This is a genomic window from Glaciimonas sp. CA11.2 (genome assembly GCF_034314045.1).
Lineage (GTDB): Bacteria > Pseudomonadota > Gammaproteobacteria > Burkholderiales > Burkholderiaceae_D > Glaciimonas.
Map to the genome: position 1 here is coordinate 158,192 of NZ_JAVIWL010000001.1, position 21,750 is coordinate 179,941.

Sequence of the window (21,750 nt, forward strand, 5' to 3'; positions counted from 1 at the left end):
AATAAGAGTAGCAGATACAAGCGTTTACGTACCCCATGAAAATATCAATTCCAGACGGTATCGAATCACACACTTGATTGATGCATTTTCAGTAATTTTTTGGATCGCGATATGACAAACTGGGGTGACCCCTGGTTAAATGAACGTTTGTAGTGACGCTCGGTGGGTGCGATGCCATTTTGAGGGATCAACCCGGCCGCCTCCTTGGTTGCTGCTCCTTAACCTCGTAGGCCAAGAAGCCTGTGCGTTATCACTGATACAGCCGAAGCTTAAATATTCATAATTGTTGCTGCAGATTATTGGTGATGACATGAAGTTAAAGGCCATACCATCACCCTCGCCTTATTTAGCTGTCGGCATCGAGAAATCCGCACCCTTGCTTATGTGCTGCGGCCAGCGTTGCATAATAGATTTTTGTTTTGTGTAGAATCGAACACCCTCCTCACCGTAGGCATGGGTATCGCCGAACATGCTTTGCTTCCACCCACCAAATCCATGCCATGCCATAGGCACAGGAATTGGGACATTAATGCCAACCATACCAACTTGGATTCGGCGGCCAAATTCTCGCGCAACTCCACCATCCCTTGTAAAAAAAGCGACGCCGTTACCAAATTTGTGACCGTTTACCAAATTGATCGCATCCTCAAAACTGTCAACTCGAACGCAACCGAGGACAGGGCCAAAAATCTCATCCTGATAAATGCGCATTTCAGGCGTCACATGGTCAAACAAAGTCCCTCCGGTAAAAAAGCCTTTTTCAAATCCCGGGACAGAGTAGCCGCGCCCGTCGGTAACTAGCGTGGCTCCTTCTTCGACGCCGGACGCAATGTAACCTTCAATCCGGTCAAGCGCCTGACGCGTGATCACTGGCCCCATTTCAGCCGTGGGATTCATCCCATCTGATATTTTCAAGGCACGTGCTCTTTCCGCGAGCATCGGGACGATGCGGTCTGCGACATCGCCAACCAGAACAGCGATGGAGGTTGCCATGCAACGCTCGCCAGCGGAGCCATATGCGGCACCAATCAGTGCGTCGACTGCCTGCTCCACATCGGCGTCCGGCATGACAACAAGATGATTCTTGGCACCTCCCAGCGCCTGAAAGCGCTTTCCAAAGTGAGCGGCACGCTCGCCTATATAGCGCGCAATCGGTGTCGATCCGACAAAACTTATCGCTTTAACATCTGGGTGTTGAAGCAAAGTGTCTACCGCCAATTTGTCTCCTTGCAATACGTTAAATACACCGGGTGGCAGACCTGCCTCGGTGAACAACTTTGCCATTAGAATGCTTGCGCTAGGGTCTCGCTCGCTTGGCTTGAGAATGAAGGTATTCCCTGCTGCAATGGCAATTGGAAACATCCAGCATGGGACCATGCAAGGAAAATTGAATGGCGTAATACCGGCCACTACGCCTAGAGGTTGGCGTAGCGTCCAATTGTCCATTCCTGTACTGACTTGATCCGAGTAATCTCCCTTAAGCAATTGCGGAATACCGCAAGCGAATTCGATAATGTCGATGCCGCGTGCGACTTCACCTAACGCATCCGAGAACACCTTGCCATGTTCTGCAGTAATCATTGCAGCAAGTTCCTCCTGATGTTCATTCATCAACTGCAGAAATTTATTGACGATTCTGGCTCTACGAATTGGCGGTGTGTCAGCCCAGGCTGGAAATGCCGCCGCCGCGGATGCGACCGAGGCATTTACTTCCTCTTCGGAAGCCAATGCAACATCACGCGCCACGGCGCCGGTAGCGGGATTAAAGACTGGCTGCGTACGATCACTTTTTCCTGATACCAGGGTTCCGTTGATATAGTGGCCTATTGCATTTGTGTCTGTATATGGAGAATAAGAAGTCATTTCATGTCCTTAGTCGGTGGAAGTGAAATCAGTGTAGTTCTCCTGTTTAAGCAGTTCAATGCCGTTCTACTTGATTCATTGTTCAATAAAGTGAACAATGACAGTATGGATACTTTAAAAAATGTCCCTTTATGGGGCCACATATATTCTTTGATTGTTCTCGAAAATGCAGGCAGCTATACGGCGGCGGCAACCCGACTTGGCGTAAGCAAGGGCGCTATGAGTCAACGCATTGCCGAGCTCGAAAGGAATGCCGGTGTCGCACTGGTTCAGCGGACGACAAGAAGTGTCCGGCTGACCGAGGCCGGACAGCGCCTCGTGGACTTAAGTCGAAATGCATTTGAGGTAATTCAGCAAAATTTTCTGGAAATCAGAGATTCCGTAAGCGAACCGCGCGGCCTCATACGCGTTACCGCAGCGGTGGCACTTGGTCGCCAGCAGATTGCCCCCATACTTGCTGCGTTCTTGAAATCGTATCCAGGAATACGCATTGAGCTTGAGTTATCGGATCAATTCACTTCGTTAGCGCAAGAAGGTTTCGATCTTGCGATCAGACATGCAAGCTCTGCTCCCGATACACATATCGCTTGGACACTGTGCGAAACGCGCACGATTCTGGTTGCCAGCAACGCTTATCTACGTAAACGCGGCACTCCCAAAGTGCCAAATGATCTACTGAATCATGACTGCTTGCACTATTTCCGACGTGGAGAATTGCCGACCTGGAGTTTTGTTTCCCGCGCAAAGAAAAGTTTGCGTCAAAACGTATTACTAAACGGTCCATTTGCTGCAAACAACAGTGAAGCGTTACGTGAAGCGGCATTAACTGGTTTAGGCATCGCTTTACTGCCAGATTTTTCTGCGCAAGCGGACATCGCTGGCGGAAAGCTGAAACGGGTGTTGGAAAATTGGGAATCGGTTGGCGCATTTGGCGAAAAACTATATGCCATCCGGCCGTATAGCCCTTACCTGCCGCGGGCGGTGCGTGTTTTCGTAGACTACCTGCGAGATAGTTTAAAGGAAGGATTTTCTTCAGAAGAGCATCCTGTAAAACGTCACTCTCGGGATGCGATGGTCAAGTAATTTCACCAGTTGAAGCTACACGAATGCCGACGCATTGTTTAAACCGCGGTAACAGGTTTGCCGGGTAAAAAATTATTCGTGCTCGGGAAATAGCTGTTTTTATCTGCAGTTACGATGCCGATGCCCGCATCATCGTGCCGTTGAAAGCAGCCGGAAGAATCGCGGCCCTTATGGGCCGAAGCCATATGTTTTTAGTGCGACTGTCTTTGCCACACGCGATGATCCACCGTCGTTACGGAAAATAAGAAGCGGCGTCTTAAATCGCTGGTCACGAAGTAAATTTTCCGCACTGTAAGGAAAGCGTTCCATTGCTGGATGCAAAAAAGAATTGAAGATCGCTGTCCAGGTTTTCCTGATATTGTCAGAGCCCTCCACAAGTTCGTGAGAACAGAGCAACGGACTGCGCCCAGCTTATGCCGGTGGAATTTTTTAAGAAAAACGTGATAAGCGACTCAAAAACCGGTGCGCGGTTGCACAGAACCTCAAACGGAAAGACCCCACAAAATCGAGCGAACCTGCGCAGTTTTGGGCGGCGTACGGTAACCTACCTTCGTCTATCAAAGAAGATCGACGGGGATAACTCAGGCTGCAACTCTCGAGCTTTTTTTGGAGACTAAATTATTTGGACGAGATGAAAGTTAAATGCTGAGTGAGTTCGTCATGGAGTAGCGCCGACGCGATGTGTCTTGGTCCTCCTAATTGCGTCAACAAATCTCTGGCATTCGATTCACTCAACTTGATATTAAACGACACACGAGCATTTTTTAGTAAGGCAAAAATTTCATGGCCATTTTCTGCATTAAGACTTACACGCAGATTCAGTAGGGACTCACCTCCCCTCGACTCCATATCCATTAGCTGATCAAAATCAATATCTTCAGACCGTATGACCGTCGAATTTTGATTGTGCGCTTTCTAGGCATCAATTTGAGCATTGGCTTTTTCAAAGAAGTCTTCATCCTCAGGATCAAGTCGTTCCGAAAGAACTGCCCGTGTCGGCGTTACCGACAGCGCCGATGCAGCAGTTGCCGCACGTGAAATCGACTTGAAAATAATGCTGAAAAATCTGATTGAAATTCCATTCGCTATACGCCGGAAGGCGGCGTGGTCAACTTGTCGGTCAGGAAGGAAGGCGCTTTTGCTGTGCTGATGGTCGAAGACACCGGTCCCGGTATTGCCGTCAGTGAAGGGCCCAGAGTTTTCGATCCTTTTTATCGTATCCTCGGTAGCGATGCCGAAGGCTCCGGGTTTGGATTGTCGATCGTCCGGGCCATTGCCGACAGCATTGAGGCGATTATTACGCTTGGAGACCGTTGTAATGCCGACAGTGCGCCAGGTTTACGGTTAATGGTCCGGTTTTCGCCAGCAACCACCTCACCTGCTGGAAATACCTTCGCATTCCGGCCCACATAGATAAGCACTAAGGTGAAATTGCAAAAATCCAAAGCCAGCCGCGTAGATCATTTCAAAAAATGAAATAAACCTTTGCTCTTTCCGCTATTTTTATTGCGAGGAGAAACAAATAAACTATAGCTTATGTTGAATTAAAAGTAGTTGAAGCAGGTACCACTTTGGGTACTGCACTTTTATTTCCTCTTAAAGAGACACATCATGAACATTAAAAATATTTTAGCAGGGCTGGTATTGTCTGCATTCGCCGGTGCCGCATTGGCAGGCACGCCGTATCCCGTCGAAAGCACATTCGCGCCGGCAACTAATGGTGGCTGCGCAATTTCTGCGGCGCAGTCTGGCCATGAAGAGGGCTACACCCAGGCAAGCGATGAATACCCGGTTGACGTGGTATCCAAATCGACGTTAACGCGCCAGCAAGTCCAGGCCGAATTGAAATTATCAGACGGACAGTCGCTAAAAAGCGTCAGCTATGCCGAACTGGTCTTTTTACGATAATTGCGTTTGTGAGCTGGGATGAACCGTCAGTGACTGACGGTTCGGTAAAGAGACGTGTTCGTGGGTTCGATTCAGGCAGTTTGTCCTGAGGCAGAATAAACCACAACAACGATGAACACGTTTAAAGCAGGCCAGCTTGGGCATACGCCCAAGGCTGCTTAAAACGTATGGCGAATACCAGTCATGACACCGACCTGATTCAACCCTGTACCGACGGTACCACCGGCATCCAGTGCAACCGCAGCGGAACCGGCATTTTCGATATGCCCAAGCGACGTATATAACGCTGTGCGTTTGGACAGGTTGTACGTTACGCGTGCAACCGCTAACGTAGAGACCTTGGGGGTGCCCATGATTTTCAAACGCGATACCTGTGCGTCAAGCACCCAGTAGCTGGCAAACGGGAAGCTGGCACCGACGTAATACAAATCGGAATGGGTGTCTGTGGCATCTTTAATCTTGCGGTCCACCAGACCTGCGCCAATTTTGGTCAGGCCCAGCATGAAGTAACCGTTCAGGGAAACACGTTGATCGTGGTAATTGCTGCTGGTCAATCCACCAGCGGCACCAGGGCCACCGTATAAAATATCGTAGGCGCTGGCGACACCGAACGATGCAGCGTCATAGGCCAGTAAGGCGGTCATCTGACGACAGGCTTTGGCGTTACCGGCGATTTCTCCTGCACAATTGGTACCGGCAGGGCCGCCCGCAGCGGAGGTATCCCGTCCTAAGCTATAGGTGGCACCCAGCGTCACACCTGCAAAAGTGCCGAGGTAACCTATTGCGTTATCGCTACGCGCATTAGGTAGATACGAGTCTAGACTACTGATCGAAAAAATATTCGGTCCCATGACGTCGGCCTTGAGCGACGCGATATACGTCATGTTGACTTGACGTCCAATCATGATCGTGCCATACGTATTCTTTAAACCGACATACGCCTGACGTCCGAACAAGCGGCCACCCTGCCCCATGGTACCGGTATCCGGTGTGAAGCCGCTCTCCAGTACGAACAATGCCTGCAGTCCGTCACCCAGATCTTCCGTGCCTTTGAAACCGATACGGGATGGCAAGGTGCCAGTCAGCGAAGGAATTTTGACGACCGAATTACCGGCCGCATTGGCATGTGTGACATACTCCACGCCGGTATCGATGATGCCATACATTGTCACCTGGGATTGGGCCAGCACTGCCGATGCGGAAACCGCCATCGATAGTGTCACGATTGCATTCGCTACTAATTTATTCACGTGCTGTCTCCTGATTTTTTTAAAAAAACTTATATTATTTTTGCCGTCTCGCAAGGAGTATGGCGACCTGCTTGTCTACAGCAGCGTAGCCGGACAGACGCAGCACTGCTCAGTCGCATTCATCAATGCGAGATGAGGTTCGTGACGATGAATCCGATAGTTAGCTGTAAGCGTGCGTTGAAGCGGTGGAGGATGGCGTAACTGCGTGTTGCGCCGATGCTGAGCGATGGTGTTTGATGAGTAATACGGCGATCATCGCAATCACTGCCGGAATAGCGATCGCGATGAAGTTCATCTTCAACGGCAATGCCATGCCCACCAGCGTGCCAATGACGATGGGTGCCAGGATTGCACCACTGCGCCCTACGCCCGAGGCCCAGCCGATGCCAGTGGAGCGTATTGCCATCGGATAGAACTGGCCAGCATACGCATACGTAACGATTTGGGTACCGATGGTGGATGCACCGGCCAGACCGACTAGTATGAACAGCACTTCGGTCGGAACTTTTAATCCCAGCAGGGAGATGGAGATGGCAGCGAGCGCATACATGCCGACCAGCACATATTTAATGTGAAAGCGGTCTGCCAGCCAGCCACCACCGACCGCACCAATGACCGCGCCAAAGTTGAGTACCAGCACAAAGGTAAGCGCAGACCCAAGGCTATAACCAGCAGTTGCCATCAGCTTGGTCAGCCATGAACTGAGTGCATACACCATGAACAGGCACATAAAAAAAGCGACCCAGAACATCAACGTACTCCATCCACGACCATCCTGAAACAGTTTGGCAATCTGTGCACCTTCGGCTTTGTCTTCTGTCGGCAACACGAAACTGTCATCTGCAATAGGCCGGTAGCTTGGATCGATGCGGCTGACCGTCGCTGCGAGTTCTTCTAATCGGTTATTTCTGATCAGGTAGGGCATTGATTCGGGTAACCACTTCAGAATCATCGGCACCAGAATAATCGGGAACCCTGCTGCCAGAAATACCGACGACCAGCCATAACTGACGATCAAACCTTTCCCCAGCAGCGCTGCCAGCATCCCGCCGACGGCGTAGCCACTGAACATCAGTGTCACCATCGTTGAGCGGATGCGCTTTGGTGCATACTCAGTCATCTGTGCGACTACGTTAGGCATGACACCACCAATCCCCAGCCCTGCCAGAAAGCGCATGGCACTGAAGGTATAGGGATCGTGCGTAAGGCCGGAGGCGGCGGTGAAGATGCTGAAGAGGCCAATGCAAATGGCGATGGCTTTGCGGCGTCCGATTTTGTCGGCAATGGTGCCCAGAAATATGGCGCCGAACATCATGCCAAACAAGGCGGCACTCACCATGAAACCGGCATTTTGAGCCGTTACCCCCATGTCTTTCATGATCGAAGGAACGGCGATTCCGGCGACTGCAAGATCATATCCATCGAAAATGATGATTAGGGCACACCATAACAGTACCCGAATGTGAAAACCATTCAAGCGTGCCTGGTCGGCAAGTTTATGAACGTCAATAGTGCGCATGTCTCTGTCTCCATTTTATGAACATCGTCCGTATAGTTCGGCGATGTATTATTTATGTTTTTTTTAAATCATTTCGAGAGGGCTTGGCGCACCTCTTCGAAGGTGTGTTGAGAATATATAGCTGTGATAACCCCGTCCAACACCGATTAAGTATCTGTTTAATACTTCACAGGTATAGTATTTCTGACGGGACTTTAATCTTCCGGCTGCTTACTCTCCATTTACACGATGGTTAGTTGTGCCACGAGGTTTAATCAAACAATCAGGGTGTTAAAAAATCGGATATGGCACGCGTAAATAATGGTTCCGCTTCAATATTCGAGATATGTGATGCGGGCAATGTGACGACTCTCCCGTTCTTTATTTTTTGCTGCATCAGCGCGGCATCCGCTGCCGTGGTGACGGGATCGTAGTCGCCGACGATGATTAAGGCGGGATGGGGAATGGCGTGAATGTCTTCACGTAAATCCGCTGTTGCCAGTGCTTCACAGCAACTTGCATAACCTTCGGTATTTTCAGCGCGCAGATGAGCGATCAGTTCGGCGATGATCGGGTTCTGACTCTCTATAAAAGCAGGACTGAACCAGCGTGAGGCTGCGCTATCGGCGATGGCACCGAGGCCGTCAGCTCTGACTGCGGCAGCGCGCGTGAGCCAGCCGTCGGTGGTACCGACTTTGGCCGCAGTATTGGCAACGACCAACTTTATCAAGCGCTCAGAGGCATGGATGCCCAGCCATTGTCCGATCACGCCCCCCATCGACAAGCCACAAAAATGGGTTTTAGCGATACCAAGATGATCGAGCAGTCCGGTCACATCCTGTCCCAGTTGCTGCAATTGATACGGTCCTTTGGGACGGGCAGACTGGCCATGACCACGTGTGTCATAGCGAATCACATAAAAATCATGGCTCAGTGCATCGGCCTGCGTCTGCCACATGCGGTGATCGGTTCCCAGCGAATTCGAAAACAGCAATGCGGGATGCGCAGGGTTGCCTTCGGCAACATAAAAAATATCGGTGTGATGAATGTGGGCGACAGGCATGATGCTCCCTGAATGATCGATTTGAATGCATGGAGATTCAGATTAGCCCTGCCCTGCTGATGAAAGGCAATGGTGTCTGAATATAGTTTAACCAGGTACCGGCAATATCAGAATGAGGCGATCAAGCTGAAACAATCAGCTTGAAACAAGCGAATAAAACTTAACCCAAATCGCCGCCACCAACAGGCAGCACGGTGCCCGTGATATACGACGATTCATCCGACGCCAGGAACAAGATCGCGTTGACTTGTTCGGTGATGGTGCCGTAGCGATGCATCAGACTGCTGGCGACGGTCTGATCGATAATGTCCTGATACCAGGCCTCCTCATCTTTGCTCAGCGGATTGGCATTGCGCGGAATGTTGCGCGGCGGGGCTTCAGTACCCCCGGTAGCTATGGCATTAACCCGGATGCCATCCCCGGCATGTTCAAATGCCAGACTGGCCGTCAAGGCATTGACGCCGCCTTTTGCAGCAGCATAAGGAACCCGGTTAATACTGCGGGTGGCAATCGACGATACGTTGACGATCACGCCCTGTTTCTGCGCGATCATCACTGGCAAGGTGGCGCGGCAGGACCAAAGGGTCGGAAATAATGAGCGGCGAATTTCTGCTTCGATTTGCGCTTCTTCATATTCCTGGTAGGGTTTGGCCCAGATCGTGCCACCGACGTTGTTGATCAGAATATCGACGCGTCCGAATGCTTCCATGCCAGCGTCGACCATCTGGCGCGCACCTGCATAGGTTTCCAGATCGACATTCACAACGATGGCGTGGGCTTTTAATTCGCTGATTTCTGCTGCCATATCATTGATCAACGCTGAGCGATCAGCCAGCACCAGTTGCCCACCTTCACGTGCAATTGCTAATGCAACACCGCGCCCTATGCCTTGGGCAGCGCCGGTCACAATCACGACTTTATTCTTGAAACGCTGAATCTGCGTCATGCTCACACTCCGCTGCTGGCTGAGAATTTTTCAAAATGAAAACTGGCTGGCTTTATACCGATCTGGTCTAACCAGGTTCTGACGGCATCCACCATCGCGACCGGTCCGCACAGGTAGATATCGACGTCGCCATCATTGAGCCATTCAGCCGCGACATGCCCGGTGACGTAGCCTTTGCGCGCATGCTGGCTTTCTGCTACGGCGACGCAAGTGCGGTATTCAAATTGCGGGTGCTTGGCAGCTATCCGATCAAGTTGTTCGAGTGCAACCAGATCGGTATCGTTGGTAACACCAAACACCATCCGTACCGGTTGCTTAAAGCCGTCAGCGGCGAGTACCTCCAACATCGACAGAAATGGAGCGATGCCGGTGCCGCCAGCAAGAAACAATACTGGCCGGGCTACTGCACGCAAATAAAAACTGCCGTAGGGACCAGAAAAAGCGATCGGCTGACCCGGTTGTGCTTCTTTCGCCAGAAATTCGCTCATTTTTCCATTCGGCACGTTGCGTACGACGAATTCGGCTTGTGCTGCGCCAGGCGGCGAACTGAACGAATACGAGCGTGTCAGGCTGGTGCCTGGAATCTCCAGATTCACATATTGACCCGGCAGAAAATCGAGGCCAGTCTGATTTTCCAGATTGATCGAAAATTGTATCGTCGAATCAGAAAAATGCTGTACTGAACCGACGCTACCAGCGTGGCGCGAAACGGCAGTCTTGCAGGCCACGGAGGTGGCTGGGATCTGGATCACGCAATCGGAGGTCGGGCGCATCTGGCACGCCAGGATAAAGCCTGCTGCCGCATCCTTGGCATCAAGTGCATCTTCGATATAACTCGACTCCGGCATCGCATATTTTCCTGACTCACAAAAGCCGCGGCAGGTACCGCAAGCGCCATCGCGGCAGTCGAGTGGGATATTGATTTTCTGACGATAAGCGGCATCCGACAGCTTTTCGCTTTCGTTACAAGCAATAAAGCGGGTGATGCCGTCTTCGAATTGCAGCGCAATGTTGTAGCTCATCGCCTTGTCTCCTAAGTATGCTGTTTTAAATGTGGTAAACGTCAATCACCTGATTGATGTAATCGTTTTTCAATACCACGTATTTGTTGACTATGATCGGATGCTCGCCTGAGAAATCAATCATATAGCGCGACATGCCGAAATAGCTGTAATTGGTTTTGTAACGGTGGCTCAGCGTTTGCCAGTTGAAGCGCACGGTACACACATCACCGTCGCGGCTTTCGAGCTCAACGTTAGCGATGTTATGGCAGGTGCGCGTATCTGGCATGGTGGCGCTGGAGCGCTCGGTCTTGATCCGAAATACCCGATCTTCCAGACCTTGCCGGTTGGGATAAAAGATTAGGGAAATTTCGCGCTGCGGATCGGTCACCAGCTTATCGTCGTCATCCCATGACGGCATCCAGAATTGCGCATCGAGGTGGTAGCAATCGAGCCACTCGTCCCATTGTTCATCATCGAGCAACCGGCTTTCATAGTATAAAAAGCTGCTGATGTCAGTCATGCCAATGGTTTTCATGCATGAGCTCCTTCTTCCAGCAAGGCTTTCTTCATGACGTCTAGCCAATAGCGATGCTGTATCGTGTACAAGCCTTCATCTTCGGTTTTGACACCGCTCATCAATGGCTTCAAACCGAGTTCTTTAGCGGCTTCATCGGCGCCTTCCACCCAGTGTTGCGAGCCACGACACATATCGTTCCATGGCGCGGCAATCCCTGCGTAGCCTTGCTGGCAAGCGCGGAATTCTTCCAGGTCGTCTGGTGTGGCCATGCCGCTGACATTAAAGAAATCTTCGTATTGACGAATCCGATGGGCGCGGGCCTCGTCGGATTCTCCTTTGGGAGCGATGCAATAAATCGTGACTTCGGTTTTATTCACTGAAATCGGACGTAACACCCGAATTTGCGAGCCGAACTGATCCATCAGGTAGACGTTCGGATACAGGCACAGGTTGCGCGAGCGTTCTATCATCCAGTCTGCTGTGGCAGGCCCGAAGTTTTTGGCAAATTCGTCGCGGCGCGGGTAGTTGGGACGGTCTTGCGGATTAGCCCATTTCGACCACAGAACCAGATGCCCATGTTCAAACGCATAAAACCCACCGCCCTGCTTGCCCCATTTGCCAGCATCCATGGCGCGCACATTATCGGTACGCGTGGCATCTGCTTCCTTGCGGCGATTTGTCGTCGCAGCATAGTTCCAGTGCACGGCCGAAACGTGATAACCATCGGCACCATTTTCTGCCTGCAGCTTCCAGTTGCCGTCGAAGGTATAGGTGGAAGCACCGCGCAATACTTCGAGGCCATCTGTAGACTGATTGACGATCATGTCGATGATCTTGCCAGCTTCACCCAGAAACTCAGTCAGCGGCAGTATGTTTTCATTGACGCTGCCAAACAGAAAGCCTTTATAGTTTTCAAAGCGTGCGACTTTCTTCAAGTCGTGCGAGCCTTCCTTGTTGAAGCATTCCGGATAACCGGCTTCTTCAGGGTCTTTTACTTTGAGCAACTTGCCGCTGTTATTGAAGGTCCAGCCATGAAACGGGCAGGTATAGGTCGCTTTGTTACCGCGCTTGTGGCGGCACAATTGCGCCCCCCGGTGGCTGCAAGCATTAATGAACGCATTCAATTCGCCCTGACGATTCCGCGCAATAAAGATCGGTTGCCGACCAATATGGGTGGTGTAGTAGTCATTATTGTTTTGAACCTGGCTCTCGTGGGCCAGGTAAATCCAGTTACCTTCAAAAATATGCTTCATTTCAAGTTCAAATAAAGCATCGTCGGTAAAGGCGCTACGGTGCAAGCGATAGTCGCCCTTCTCCTGATCTTCAATCAGATAGTGGTCGAGGTTTTTGAGCTTGGGCGTGTTGTCAGGATAAATGGGGATCATGATGGGTTCCTTCTGTTTAAGAAAGGGGCAGTGGAAAAGGATATCCACACTGCCCGTTTTTTTATTACGCAGCAGCCCGGATGCGATCGACTTCAGTAGTCGGCGCAGCAGGCGTTTCTGAGTACAGATGAAAATCGAAATCAATCGACGAGAACGGATGGCTTAATTCTTTGGCAGCCAGTTCTTTTTCGTCAGTAATTTTGTGGATGGCAGGTACCAGCCCTTCGCGACTGGCGAAGGCAAAGTCATCCCACAGGTATTCATCACCATCGATATTGATTTGCGTGGTCAGCTTGCGATGCCCTGCGCCCGTGATGAAGAAATGAATATGCGCAGGACGACGACCGTGACGACCGAGCAGATCAAGTAATTGCTGGGTCGAACCACTTGGTGGACAGCCATAACCGACCGGGATGATGCTGCGGAACTGATAACGCCCGTTGGCGTCGGCAATGATGGTGCGACGCAGATTGAAGGCCGACTGGCTAGGATCAAAGAACGAATAATTCCCCATCAGATTGGCATGCCAGACCTCAACCTTGGCACCTGGCATCGGTTTGCCATGCGCATCAAATACCGTGCCCTGCATAAACAGGACTTCTGCTTCGTCGCTTGCCGCATCTTCATCAAGACGGGAAAATCCGCTATATTCCGGCGCACCTGCGACGTACAAAGGACCTTCGATCGTGCGTGGTGTGCCGCCAGTGAGCCCGGCTTTGGCTTCGGCTGCATCAGCACGGATATCAAAAAATCGTTCCAGGCCCAGGCCCGGTGCAATCAAACCGAGTTCATTATTGGCGCCTGCGACAGTCAGATACTCAAGGCCTTTCCAGAATTCACTCGCTTGTATATCCAGATCTTCAATCGTCTTGCACAAATCACCGACTACGCGCAATACGATTTGCTGCACACGCGGATTGGCTGGACGGATAGCAGAATCGATGATCCAGCTTTTTACCAGTGTGTCGATTTCGGTATGTGTCATGTTTGTCTCCTAAAATGTATTTTTACGGGAAGGGGTGAAACAAAATGGGTAGTGCAGGTGCGCGAACCGGGCATGCCTTATTCATGCGTCGTTGTCCCGGATAGAGGAAGGATGACGGCACATCGGCATGATCTGGATCTGCATGTAAGGAAATAATGGCAAAGTAGAAATCAGAGTATGCAGTTCATCAACGCTGCTGACATCGAATACGCTGATGTTGGCGTATTGACCCGCTATCCTCCACAGATGCCGCCACTTGCCACTTTCCTGCAATACCTCTGACATTTCTTTTTCGGTTTTTTTTAATGCGGTTGCCTGGTTCTCGGGCATAGCCTGAGGCAAGTTAACGTCCATACGTACGTGAAACAACATGGTGTTCTCCTGGTTTTTATAATGAAGTCAGCAGCGCTATGAGCGCTATTATTTACGACGCATGAACTGTAATTTTTCACGGTCGATTTCAACGCCCAGACCTAGCTTGTCAGGGACCTGCAGCATGAAGTCCTTGTAGATCAGTGGTTCGCACAACACTTCTTCGGTCAAGAGCAGTGGCCCGAACAGCTCGGTACCGTAAGACAGATTGCTAAACGTCGAAAACACATGCGCTGAGGCTGCGGTGCCGATACCCCCTTCGAGCATGGTGCCACCGTACAAACCGATTCCGGCCAGTTGCGCGACGGTAGCGACCTGAATCGCCGGGATCAATCCACCGGATTGCGTGATCTTGACAGCGAACACATCGGCCCCGGCGTTCGTAGCCAGATCAAAAGCGTCTAACGGACCATGCAATGCCTCATCGGCCATCACTGCTACGGAAAAGCGGTTGGCCAGACGCGCCAGACCTGCTTTATTTTCTGCACGGATCGGCTGTTCGATTAAATCGATACCACCGGCCTCAAGCGCAGCGATACCATTGACGGCCTCCAGTTCGCTCCAGGCCTGATTCACATCGACCCGCACGCTGACATCAGCACCCAGGGCCTTTTTGATGGTCAGCACATGCGCCACATCGTCTGCCACTGAGCGCGAACCAATTTTCAGTTTAAAAATTCGATGTCGGCGCAGCGCCAGCATTTTTTCTGCTTCGGCAATGTCTTTGGTGGTATCGCCGCTGGCCAGCGTCCATGCCACAGGTAACGCATCGCGTACCCGGCCGCCCAATAATTCACTCAACGGAATACCCAGACGGCGCGCCTGCGCATCGAGCAACGCCGTTTCGATGGCACATTTGGCAAACCGGTTGCCTTGAATAATTTTACGTATTTTTGCCATCGCCTTGCCCACCTGGCTGGCATCCATGCCGATCAGCAACGGCGCGATATGGGTATCGATATTCGTCTTGATACTCTCAGGACTTTCTTCGCCGTAACTCAAGCCACCGATAGTGGTGGCCTCACCCCAACCTTCGAATCCATCCGCACATACCACCCGCACCAGCACCAGCGTTTGCGCGTGCATGGTCGCTACCGATAATTGATGAGGACGTATGGTCGGAACATCGACCAGAATAGTTTCTATAGTTTTGATCATATTTTATTTGTATAATTAAACGAATAACAGGAGGTTAGACGAGCAAAACGGGGGCGTCCAACACCGATTAGCTATCATTTCAATACTTTTTGGGTATAAAGATGGAATTGCGTCACTTACGCTACTTCGTGGCCGTTGCGGAGGAGAAAAACTTCACACGAGCAGCCAAGCGGCTATTTATTGCCCAACCGCCGTTGAGTCGCCAGATACAGCAACTGGAAGAAGAGTTAGAAGTTTGTTTGTTTGAAAGAGGGTCGCGACCGCTCCAACTGACTGAGGCTGGCCGATTTTTTTACGCGCATGCGCAGCAATTGCTGGGCAAGGCAGCAGATTTGAAATCTATGACCCAGCGTGTGGGGAAAATTGAAAGGACGCTGTCGATCGGATTTGTTGCCTCCACACTGTACGGATTGTTGCCAAAAATCATCCGTCGCTTCCGTTCGGAGTACAGTGCGGTCGAGATTAACCTGCATGAAATGACCACCATGCAACAAATCAAGGCCCTCAAGGATGGCAGTATTGACGTCGGGTTCGGGCGTATCCGCTCGGAAGATCCGGATGTGCGCCGCATCGTGTTACGAGAGGAGCGATTAATCGTAGCATTGCCTACAGGCCACTCCCTTGCCGCGCCGGGGACAGCGCTAAGGCTCAAAGAGTTAATCGCTGAAACTTTGATTATATTTCCGAAAGCACCCCGTCCCAGTTTTGCTGACCAGGTACTATCAGCTTTCAGCGACCGCGCGATCAAGCTCGAAAAGATCATCGAGGTCAGGGAGCTGCAGATTGCAATCGGTCTGGTCGCAGCCGGGCAAGGCATCGCTATCGTCCCAGCCAGCTTGCAAGGAATGAAGCGAGAAGATATCAGTTACAGGGAACTGGAGGAAAAGAACACCACGTCTCCCATTATCTTCAGTGTACGGAGGGCGGATCAGTCAGAAGAACTGGGTCAATTGTTGCGCCTCATCTACGATATCTATGAGGCAGAAAATATTCCACACGTGAAGGAAACGCTGTAAATCTCAGGCGCTTGCATGTTGTGCGTTCATCTTGCATTAACGCCGACGCTAGGGGTCTTGGTCGTCCTAACTGCTTCAACACATCTCTCGCATGCGATTCACTCCTATTTATATTGAGCGACACACGCGTATTTTTCATGCACTCGAAGAGTTGATGGCCCTTATCGGCGTTCAGGCTCACACACAAACGCCGGTCTGAGTGTCGTATCCAGATATTCGCAAGGCCCAACAGCAATGAGATCAATTAACCGTAGCAAATGACCAAGGCGAATGTTTGAAACCACTAGGGTAAATCGAATCCAACACGTAAAAATGCTCCGCAAATTCAATCGCCATTACGGTATATATAGCTCTTAGCGATGTTATTTATGGCGAATTGCGGAGTAAAAATCCGCAGGTCCCTGGTTCGATTTCAGGTCGGGGAGCCAGAACAACAACCCATGGGAGGGATAGGATGGATGACGACCGGCAGTAAATCGGTGAGCAAAACCGGGACGCGCTAATAGCGAAACGTCCTATATTTGTGTCTATAATATTTTTGTGGGCACAATTAATTTACGCCTTCTCATTCAATCATGCTGACATAGGGGTGCTAGAAGAACGTTTACGATCAATGGGCGTTTGCGGTTCCTAGATCGTGGTGCCAACGGGGATGGGGCGCGTCCTAAAATGGTGACCGACAGTTGATGCTACATTTCAGCCGCGACTAAGCAGTTTTAGTTCTTTTGAACTTATGTTTATTAGAAATTTTGTAAGTTCGTCTTGCAGTAGCGCCGATGCTATATATCTTGGGCCTCCTCACTGCATCAACAAATCTCTCGCATTAGATTCACATTGTTCCCATTTCAGATTTTAGCACCTATATTAAACTCTAAGCACTGGATTTTAAATGGAAATTTTGGTGGAAAGTGCAAGTTTCGAACTTGCGACCCTCGCAGTGTGAGTGCGATGCTCTACCCCTGAGCTAACCTTCCATTTGGCGATCTGTCGATCGGTGTCATTGGATCAACATTGCATTGACTGACCACCGATAATATAAATTATCGCACACATTATGTGCTGACGAAAGTGCCGTATCGAACCGGAAAGCGAAGCGTTATTGGCGCTTCGCTTCTAGTACGCCTTTTACTTCGCGAATCACCATTAACGCTTTTTGCAATTGCGCCGTTGAGGCAATTTCAGCAGTGAATGCCATTCTCGCATGGGCTTTGGCACTTTGGGTACTGACGCCGATTACATTGATTTTCTCGCGCAAGAAAATTTCCGAAATATCACGCAACAGACCTTGGCGATCACTGGCCAGCACAAAAATATCGACCGGATACACCGTCTCAACAGCTGGCGCGCCCCACGTAGTTTGAATGACGCGCTCTGGTGCTTTTGCACGCATTTCAGAAAAATTCTTGCAGTTTTCCCGATGGATGGAAACACCTTTTCCACGCGTGACAAAGCCGACGATAGGATCTGGCGGGGCTGGTTTGCAGCATTTGGCCAACTGCGTCATTAAGCCGTCTGTTCCCACCACCAACACACCGGTCTTGCCGCCATGATCGACACTTGAGGCGCGACTTTTGCGTGTAATCGCGGCTTCTTCCTGCTGAATATCAGCAGTCGCAGGCTTGATGCTTTCCTCTTCGCGCAATCCTTGCTCGACGTGACGCAAACTAAACTCGTCCTTAGCGAGCGCCAGTACCAATTCTTCCAGTTTGGAAAAGCCTAACTTACGTGCTAATTCTTCCAGATTGACAGCTGTTTTGCCTTCCCTTTGCAATGTTTTATCAAGCAATGCCCGACCGGTAGATAGCGTCTCTTGTTGTTCAATCGCATTGAACCACGCACGCACCTTGGAACGGGTCCGGGAGCTGGTCGCATAACCTGGGGTGAGCCAATCACGCGATGGGCCGGCGTTGCCAGCCCCACTTTTGGCGGTAATGATTTCAACGGTTTGCCCATTTTTGAGCACCGTGTTTAATGGCACCATCACACCATCGACGCGTGCACCACGACAATGATGACCAACATCGGTATGCAGGTGATAAGCAAAGTCGATCGGCGTCGCGCCGTTGGGCAATTCAATCACGCGTGCTTGCGGTGTGAGTATATAAATATGCTCATCTAACGTAGCGGATTTTAATTTTTCCAGCCATTCGCGACGGCTGTCTTCGTGCTCAACAACGGCATCAGCGACTTCGCTTTTCCAAGCTAGCAATTGTCGCAGCCAGGCAATTTTTTCATCGTATTTCTGTGCTGAAAAATTCGAGCCGCCTGCTTCTTTGTAGCGCCAGTGCGCCGCAACGCCATATTCGGCAAAGTGATGCATATCGTTGGTACGAATCTGCACTTCCAATGCGCGCTCGTCCTCAGCCATCACGACGGTGTGCAGCGATTGATAACCGTTTTGCTTGGGACGAGAAATATAATCGTCGAACTCTTTAGAAATTGGTACCCATATATTGTGAACGATACCCAGGACGGTGTAACAGGTCTTGACGTCTTCGACAATCACCCGAAACGCACGGACGTCGTAAAGCTCGGAAAAGTCGAGCTCCTTGCCGCGCATTTTGTGCCAGATACTAAAAATATGTTTAGGTCGCCCGGATACTTCTGCTTTAATGCCAGCGTCCGCCAGCTCACTTCGCAAACGCGCAATAGCGACTTCAACGAAGCCTTCCCGCTCGATCCGCCGCTCTTCCAACATCTTGGCGATACGTTTATAGGTTGTCGGATCAATGAAGCGAAATGAGAGGTCTTCCAGTTCCCATTTTAATTGCCAGATACCAAGCCGATTCGCCAGCGGGGCGTACAAATCAAGCGTTTCACGCGCATATTGACTGGTGAGCGCATTCTCTAATTTTTGCTCGGCAAAAAAACGTAATCCCACCAGCCTAGACGCCAACCGCACTAACACAACGCGCATGTCACTCGCCATTGCCAATAACATTTTGCGCAATGTCTCTACTTGCGTAGCAGCTTGCTGCGCAGCGTTTTTCCCTCGCATTACTTCTTGCGGCAATGCAAAAGTAAAACCGTGCAGACGCATTAATTGTCGAACGCCGACGACCAACTCGCTAATTTCTTTACCGAATTGCGGCTCAATCATCGCCAAATTGGCAGGATCAATTAAGGGCAGTTCGAATAGCAGCCCGGCGATACGCGTTTCAACATCGGTGTTGAGCAATGCCAATACATTGGCCACGCCTAGCGAAAATTCGAGCGCAGTTTGCCCGGTCGCGACTGTCTTACCCTTATACCATGGCTCGACGAACGCTAACGCGTCTAGTACGCGTACGCTATCGTCCGCACTTAAACCAGTGCAAAGTTGCACTTGATCGGCATCTTGGGTTGAAGTTAAGGCGACCATCGGCTATCTACTTTTGTGCGGCAACAATAACGATTTCGACCAGGATTTCTGGTCGTGCCAGTTTGGCTTCAACGGTAGCACGGGGTGGTGAATTTCCCGCTGCGACCCATGCGTCCCATGCCGAATTCATGCCAGCGAAATCTTTAATGTCTGCGAGATAAATCTGGCAAGAAAGAATGTGCTCTTTATCGCTGCCAGCCTCAGCGAGCAAACGGTCAATGTGACCTAACGTTTCCCGTGTTTGTGCTTCGATATTCTGACTTACATCCTCGGCCAACTGACCAGCAAGATAAATGGTGCCGTTGTGGATCGCAACTTCTGACAATCTTTTTCCTACATGCAAACGCGTGATACTCATAGTGTCTCCTTCATACTAGAAATAATTCTATTTTAACTACTTATCAAGACCATCAAAGCCATCCAAAAGCAATTTTCCCGGCAATGCGAAGCAACGCACCGGTGATAACCGACAATCGAAAACCAATCGTGATGTTATTTTTTTGGCTGCTCACTATCTTGGCAAGCCCATTAATATCTCGCCGCTGGCGAGTACTATGCCTCTTGTCCGAACAGAAAGTCGCTTATAACCGCAATTTGATCTGCATGCAGCAACGTTGGCGCGTGTCCTACACCAGCAAATTCGACTAGTTTCGCCTTAGGGCCACGCTGGGTCATCGACAATGCGACTTCATGCGATAGCAAATCTGACTGGTCGCCACGTATTAATAATGTTGGACATTGAATGGCATCATACGCAGCCCACAACATCACTTCGGCGGCCTTGTAGTTATCAGCTGTGGAGGTCGCAAACGGGACGGCTAATCCCAAATCGTAATGGCGGACCCATTCTCCAGCAGCGTTTTGACGTAAAACATCGGCAGCCAACTTGTGCCACTCGACGTCAGTGTGTTCTCCAAAAGGGAGAGAAATCGACTTAATATAAGCCGCTCCAGCGTCAAAAGTGGGAAACCGCATATCGGCTCCGATATACGCTGCGATCCGGGTAAGCGCGTCGGGATTCAGATGGGGACCAACATCGTTAAGAACTAGCTTGCGAATAGGATTATCTGGCAAAGATGCCAGACCCAAACCAATCAGGCCACCCATTGACGTGCCGACCAGATCGACCGTGTCAGCATTTAGTCTGGCTAATAAAGTCACCATATCGCTGACATATTGTGGCACGACATAATATTGGGGATTACGCAAACGACCAGAGCGACCGCGACCTACGACGTCCGGGCATACGACGCGATAGGTGTCGCACATATTACGTGCCAACTGATCAAAGTCATCAGATACCCGTGTCACACCATGCAAACATAGCAATACGTTAGGGTTATGTGGATCGCCCCATTCCTGATACGCCATTGCGTGCAAACCTGCAGGGGAAATACATTGGACAGTCTTGTGCAAAGCTGAAGTCATAAACGGCATCCGGTTGAGCAGACAAGTGAAAGCCCCTCTATTCTACCGTCGCTTCCACTAAAAAAGCTGCGTTAATGGATAATCATGACCGATGCTATCGATAAACTCACCCGGCGCACTTCAACCTAAACCCGTTTATTTGCCGCTCTACCGATGATATTTCAGGCAAAAGAACAAAAAAAAGCGCCGACACAATGTGTCGGCGCTTTTTTTCGTTGAAACCGATTTAATGCAAGTTGCTGAAATCCAGCAGAGCGCCTGTCTTTTCTATCAACTCTTCTCTTGTCACACCGGTGGCTAATTCAACCACTTTTAAGCCCTGCGGCGTCACGTCAAGTACGGCCAAATCGGTAATGATACGATTTACCACTGCGATACCAGTCAACGGCAAATTACATTCATCAAGGATTTTGTGGGATGTTGAACCGTCTTTAGCCTTAGCCACGTGCTCCATCAGGACCACGACGCGCTTGACACCAGCGACCAGGTCCATAGCGCCGCCCATGCCTTTGACCATTTTTCCTGGAATCATCCAGTTCGCCAAATCGCCGCTTTTCGATACTTGCATAGCCCCTAAAACAGCAAGGTTCACTTTTCCGCCACGAATCATGGCAAACGAGTCTGCTGAACTAAAGAAAGAAGATCCCGGTAAAGAAGTTACAGTTTGCTTACCCGCGTTGATCAAATCCGCATCGACCTTGTCATCGGTAGGAAAAGGGCCAATACCCAAGAGACCATTTTCTGACTGTAACCAGACTTCCATATTTTGCGGTACGTGGTTTGCGACCAAAGTCGGCAAGCCGATACCCAGATTTACGTAAAAGCCATCCTGCAATTCCTGCCCCGCACGCGCGGCCATTTCATCACGAGTCCATGCCATATTTATTCTCCGATCTTATATTGTTTTTTACTC

The 21,750-nt window shown here is 50.4% G+C and carries 19 protein-coding genes and 1 tRNA gene; 4 read left to right on the top strand and 16 right to left on the bottom strand.

Features of this window, described 5'->3' with window-relative positions; translation table 11 throughout:
* Nucleotides 1-342: 342 nt before the first annotated feature.
* On the bottom strand, nt 343-1,863 hold the full coding sequence (locus RGU75_RS00640) for a CoA-acylating methylmalonate-semialdehyde dehydrogenase (RefSeq protein ID WP_322232342.1): 1,521 nt from the start codon (nt 1,861-1,863) through the stop codon (nt 343-345).
* A gap of 105 nt (nt 1,864-1,968) precedes the next feature.
* On the opposite strand from RGU75_RS00640, the gene RGU75_RS00645 reads away from it, so the two are divergent.
* From RGU75_RS00645 to RGU75_RS00655, 3 genes are all read left to right on the top strand, one after another.
* A complete protein-coding gene (locus RGU75_RS00645; RefSeq protein WP_322240136.1) occupies nt 1,969-2,946 on the top strand; it encodes a LysR family transcriptional regulator in 978 nt (325 codons plus the stop codon).
* Between the two features lie 1,080 nt (nt 2,947-4,026).
* Nucleotides 4,027-4,359 carry a sensor histidine kinase gene (locus tag RGU75_RS00650; protein ID WP_322240138.1) on the top strand — a complete coding sequence of 111 codons (333 nt, stop codon included), beginning with the start codon at nt 4,027-4,029 and terminating at the stop codon, nt 4,357-4,359.
* A gap of 198 nt (nt 4,360-4,557) precedes the next feature.
* On the top strand, nt 4,558-4,854 hold the full coding sequence (locus RGU75_RS00655) for a DUF4148 domain-containing protein (protein ID WP_322232343.1): 297 nt from the start codon (nt 4,558-4,560) through the stop codon (nt 4,852-4,854).
* A gap of 158 nt (nt 4,855-5,012) precedes the next feature.
* Here RGU75_RS00655 and RGU75_RS00660 read toward each other — a convergent pair whose 3' ends face one another.
* The 10 genes from RGU75_RS00660 to RGU75_RS00705 form a co-directional block, all read right to left on the bottom strand.
* Nucleotides 5,013-6,104 carry a porin gene (locus tag RGU75_RS00660; protein ID WP_416186769.1) on the bottom strand — a complete coding sequence of 364 codons (1,092 nt, stop codon included), beginning with the start codon at nt 6,102-6,104 and terminating at the stop codon, nt 5,013-5,015.
* Between the two features lie 160 nt (nt 6,105-6,264).
* A complete protein-coding gene (locus tag RGU75_RS00665; RefSeq protein ID WP_322232344.1) occupies nt 6,265-7,623 on the bottom strand; it encodes an MFS transporter in 1,359 nt (452 codons plus the stop codon).
* Nucleotides 7,624-7,885: 262 nt separating this feature from the next.
* Complete coding sequence (gene pcaD / locus RGU75_RS00670; protein WP_322232345.1) at nt 7,886-8,665, bottom strand: 3-oxoadipate enol-lactonase; 780 nt, start codon at nt 8,663-8,665, stop codon at nt 7,886-7,888.
* Between the two features lie 160 nt (nt 8,666-8,825).
* Nucleotides 8,826-9,611 (bottom strand): 1,6-dihydroxycyclohexa-2,4-diene-1-carboxylate dehydrogenase, encoded by a 786-nt coding sequence (locus RGU75_RS00675; protein WP_322232346.1) that lies wholly within the window; start codon nt 9,609-9,611, stop codon nt 8,826-8,828.
* Nucleotides 9,612-9,613: 2 nt separating this feature from the next.
* A complete protein-coding gene (gene benC / locus RGU75_RS00680; protein WP_322232347.1) occupies nt 9,614-10,633 on the bottom strand; it encodes a benzoate 1,2-dioxygenase electron transfer component BenC in 1,020 nt (339 codons plus the stop codon).
* 25 nt (nt 10,634-10,658) lie between these two features.
* Nucleotides 10,659-11,150, bottom strand: coding sequence for a benzoate 1,2-dioxygenase small subunit (gene benB, locus RGU75_RS00685; RefSeq protein WP_322232348.1), 492 nt, complete (start codon nt 11,148-11,150; stop codon nt 10,659-10,661).
* The gene (gene benA / locus RGU75_RS00690) at nt 11,147-12,517 is read right to left on the bottom strand and encodes a benzoate 1,2-dioxygenase large subunit (protein ID WP_322232349.1); all 1,371 of its coding nucleotides are present in this window, start codon (nt 12,515-12,517) and stop codon (nt 11,147-11,149) included. The genes benB and benA overlap by 4 nt, the downstream gene beginning before the upstream one ends.
* Nucleotides 12,518-12,581: 64 nt before the next feature.
* Nucleotides 12,582-13,502, bottom strand: coding sequence for a catechol 1,2-dioxygenase (gene catA / locus RGU75_RS00695; RefSeq protein WP_322232350.1), 921 nt, complete (start codon nt 13,500-13,502; stop codon nt 12,582-12,584).
* Nucleotides 13,503-13,583: 81 nt separating this feature from the next.
* A complete protein-coding gene (gene catC / locus RGU75_RS00700) occupies nt 13,584-13,874 on the bottom strand; it encodes a muconolactone Delta-isomerase (protein WP_322232351.1) in 291 nt (96 codons plus the stop codon).
* Between the two features lie 48 nt (nt 13,875-13,922).
* A complete protein-coding gene (locus tag RGU75_RS00705) occupies nt 13,923-15,032 on the bottom strand; it encodes a muconate/chloromuconate family cycloisomerase (protein ID WP_322232352.1) in 1,110 nt (369 codons plus the stop codon).
* A gap of 101 nt (nt 15,033-15,133) precedes the next feature.
* Here RGU75_RS00705 and RGU75_RS00710 point away from each other — a divergent pair, with 101 nt between their 5' ends.
* On the top strand, nt 15,134-16,048 hold the full coding sequence (locus RGU75_RS00710) for a LysR family transcriptional regulator (protein ID WP_322232353.1): 915 nt from the start codon (nt 15,134-15,136) through the stop codon (nt 16,046-16,048).
* A gap of 899 nt (nt 16,049-16,947) precedes the next feature.
* Here RGU75_RS00710 and RGU75_RS00715 read toward each other — a convergent pair.
* From RGU75_RS00715 to RGU75_RS00735, 5 genes are all read right to left on the bottom strand, one after another.
* Nucleotides 16,948-17,022 (bottom strand) — tRNA-Val (locus RGU75_RS00715).
* A gap of 122 nt (nt 17,023-17,144) precedes the next feature.
* On the bottom strand, nt 17,145-19,409 hold the full coding sequence (locus tag RGU75_RS00720; protein WP_322232354.1) for a bifunctional (p)ppGpp synthetase/guanosine-3',5'-bis(diphosphate) 3'-pyrophosphohydrolase: 2,265 nt from the start codon (nt 19,407-19,409) through the stop codon (nt 17,145-17,147).
* Between the two features lie 7 nt (nt 19,410-19,416).
* Nucleotides 19,417-19,767 (bottom strand): RidA family protein, encoded by a 351-nt coding sequence (locus RGU75_RS00725; protein WP_322232355.1) that lies wholly within the window; start codon nt 19,765-19,767, stop codon nt 19,417-19,419.
* A 194-nt stretch (nt 19,768-19,961) separates the two neighbouring features.
* Nucleotides 19,962-20,837 carry an alpha/beta hydrolase gene (locus RGU75_RS00730; RefSeq protein ID WP_322232356.1) on the bottom strand — a complete coding sequence of 292 codons (876 nt, stop codon included), beginning with the start codon at nt 20,835-20,837 and terminating at the stop codon, nt 19,962-19,964.
* Between the two features lie 226 nt (nt 20,838-21,063).
* Entirely contained in the window at nt 21,064-21,717 is a 654-nt protein-coding gene (locus tag RGU75_RS00735; RefSeq protein ID WP_322232357.1) for a 3-oxoacid CoA-transferase subunit B, read from the bottom strand.
* Between the last annotated feature and the right edge of the window lie 33 nt (nt 21,718-21,750).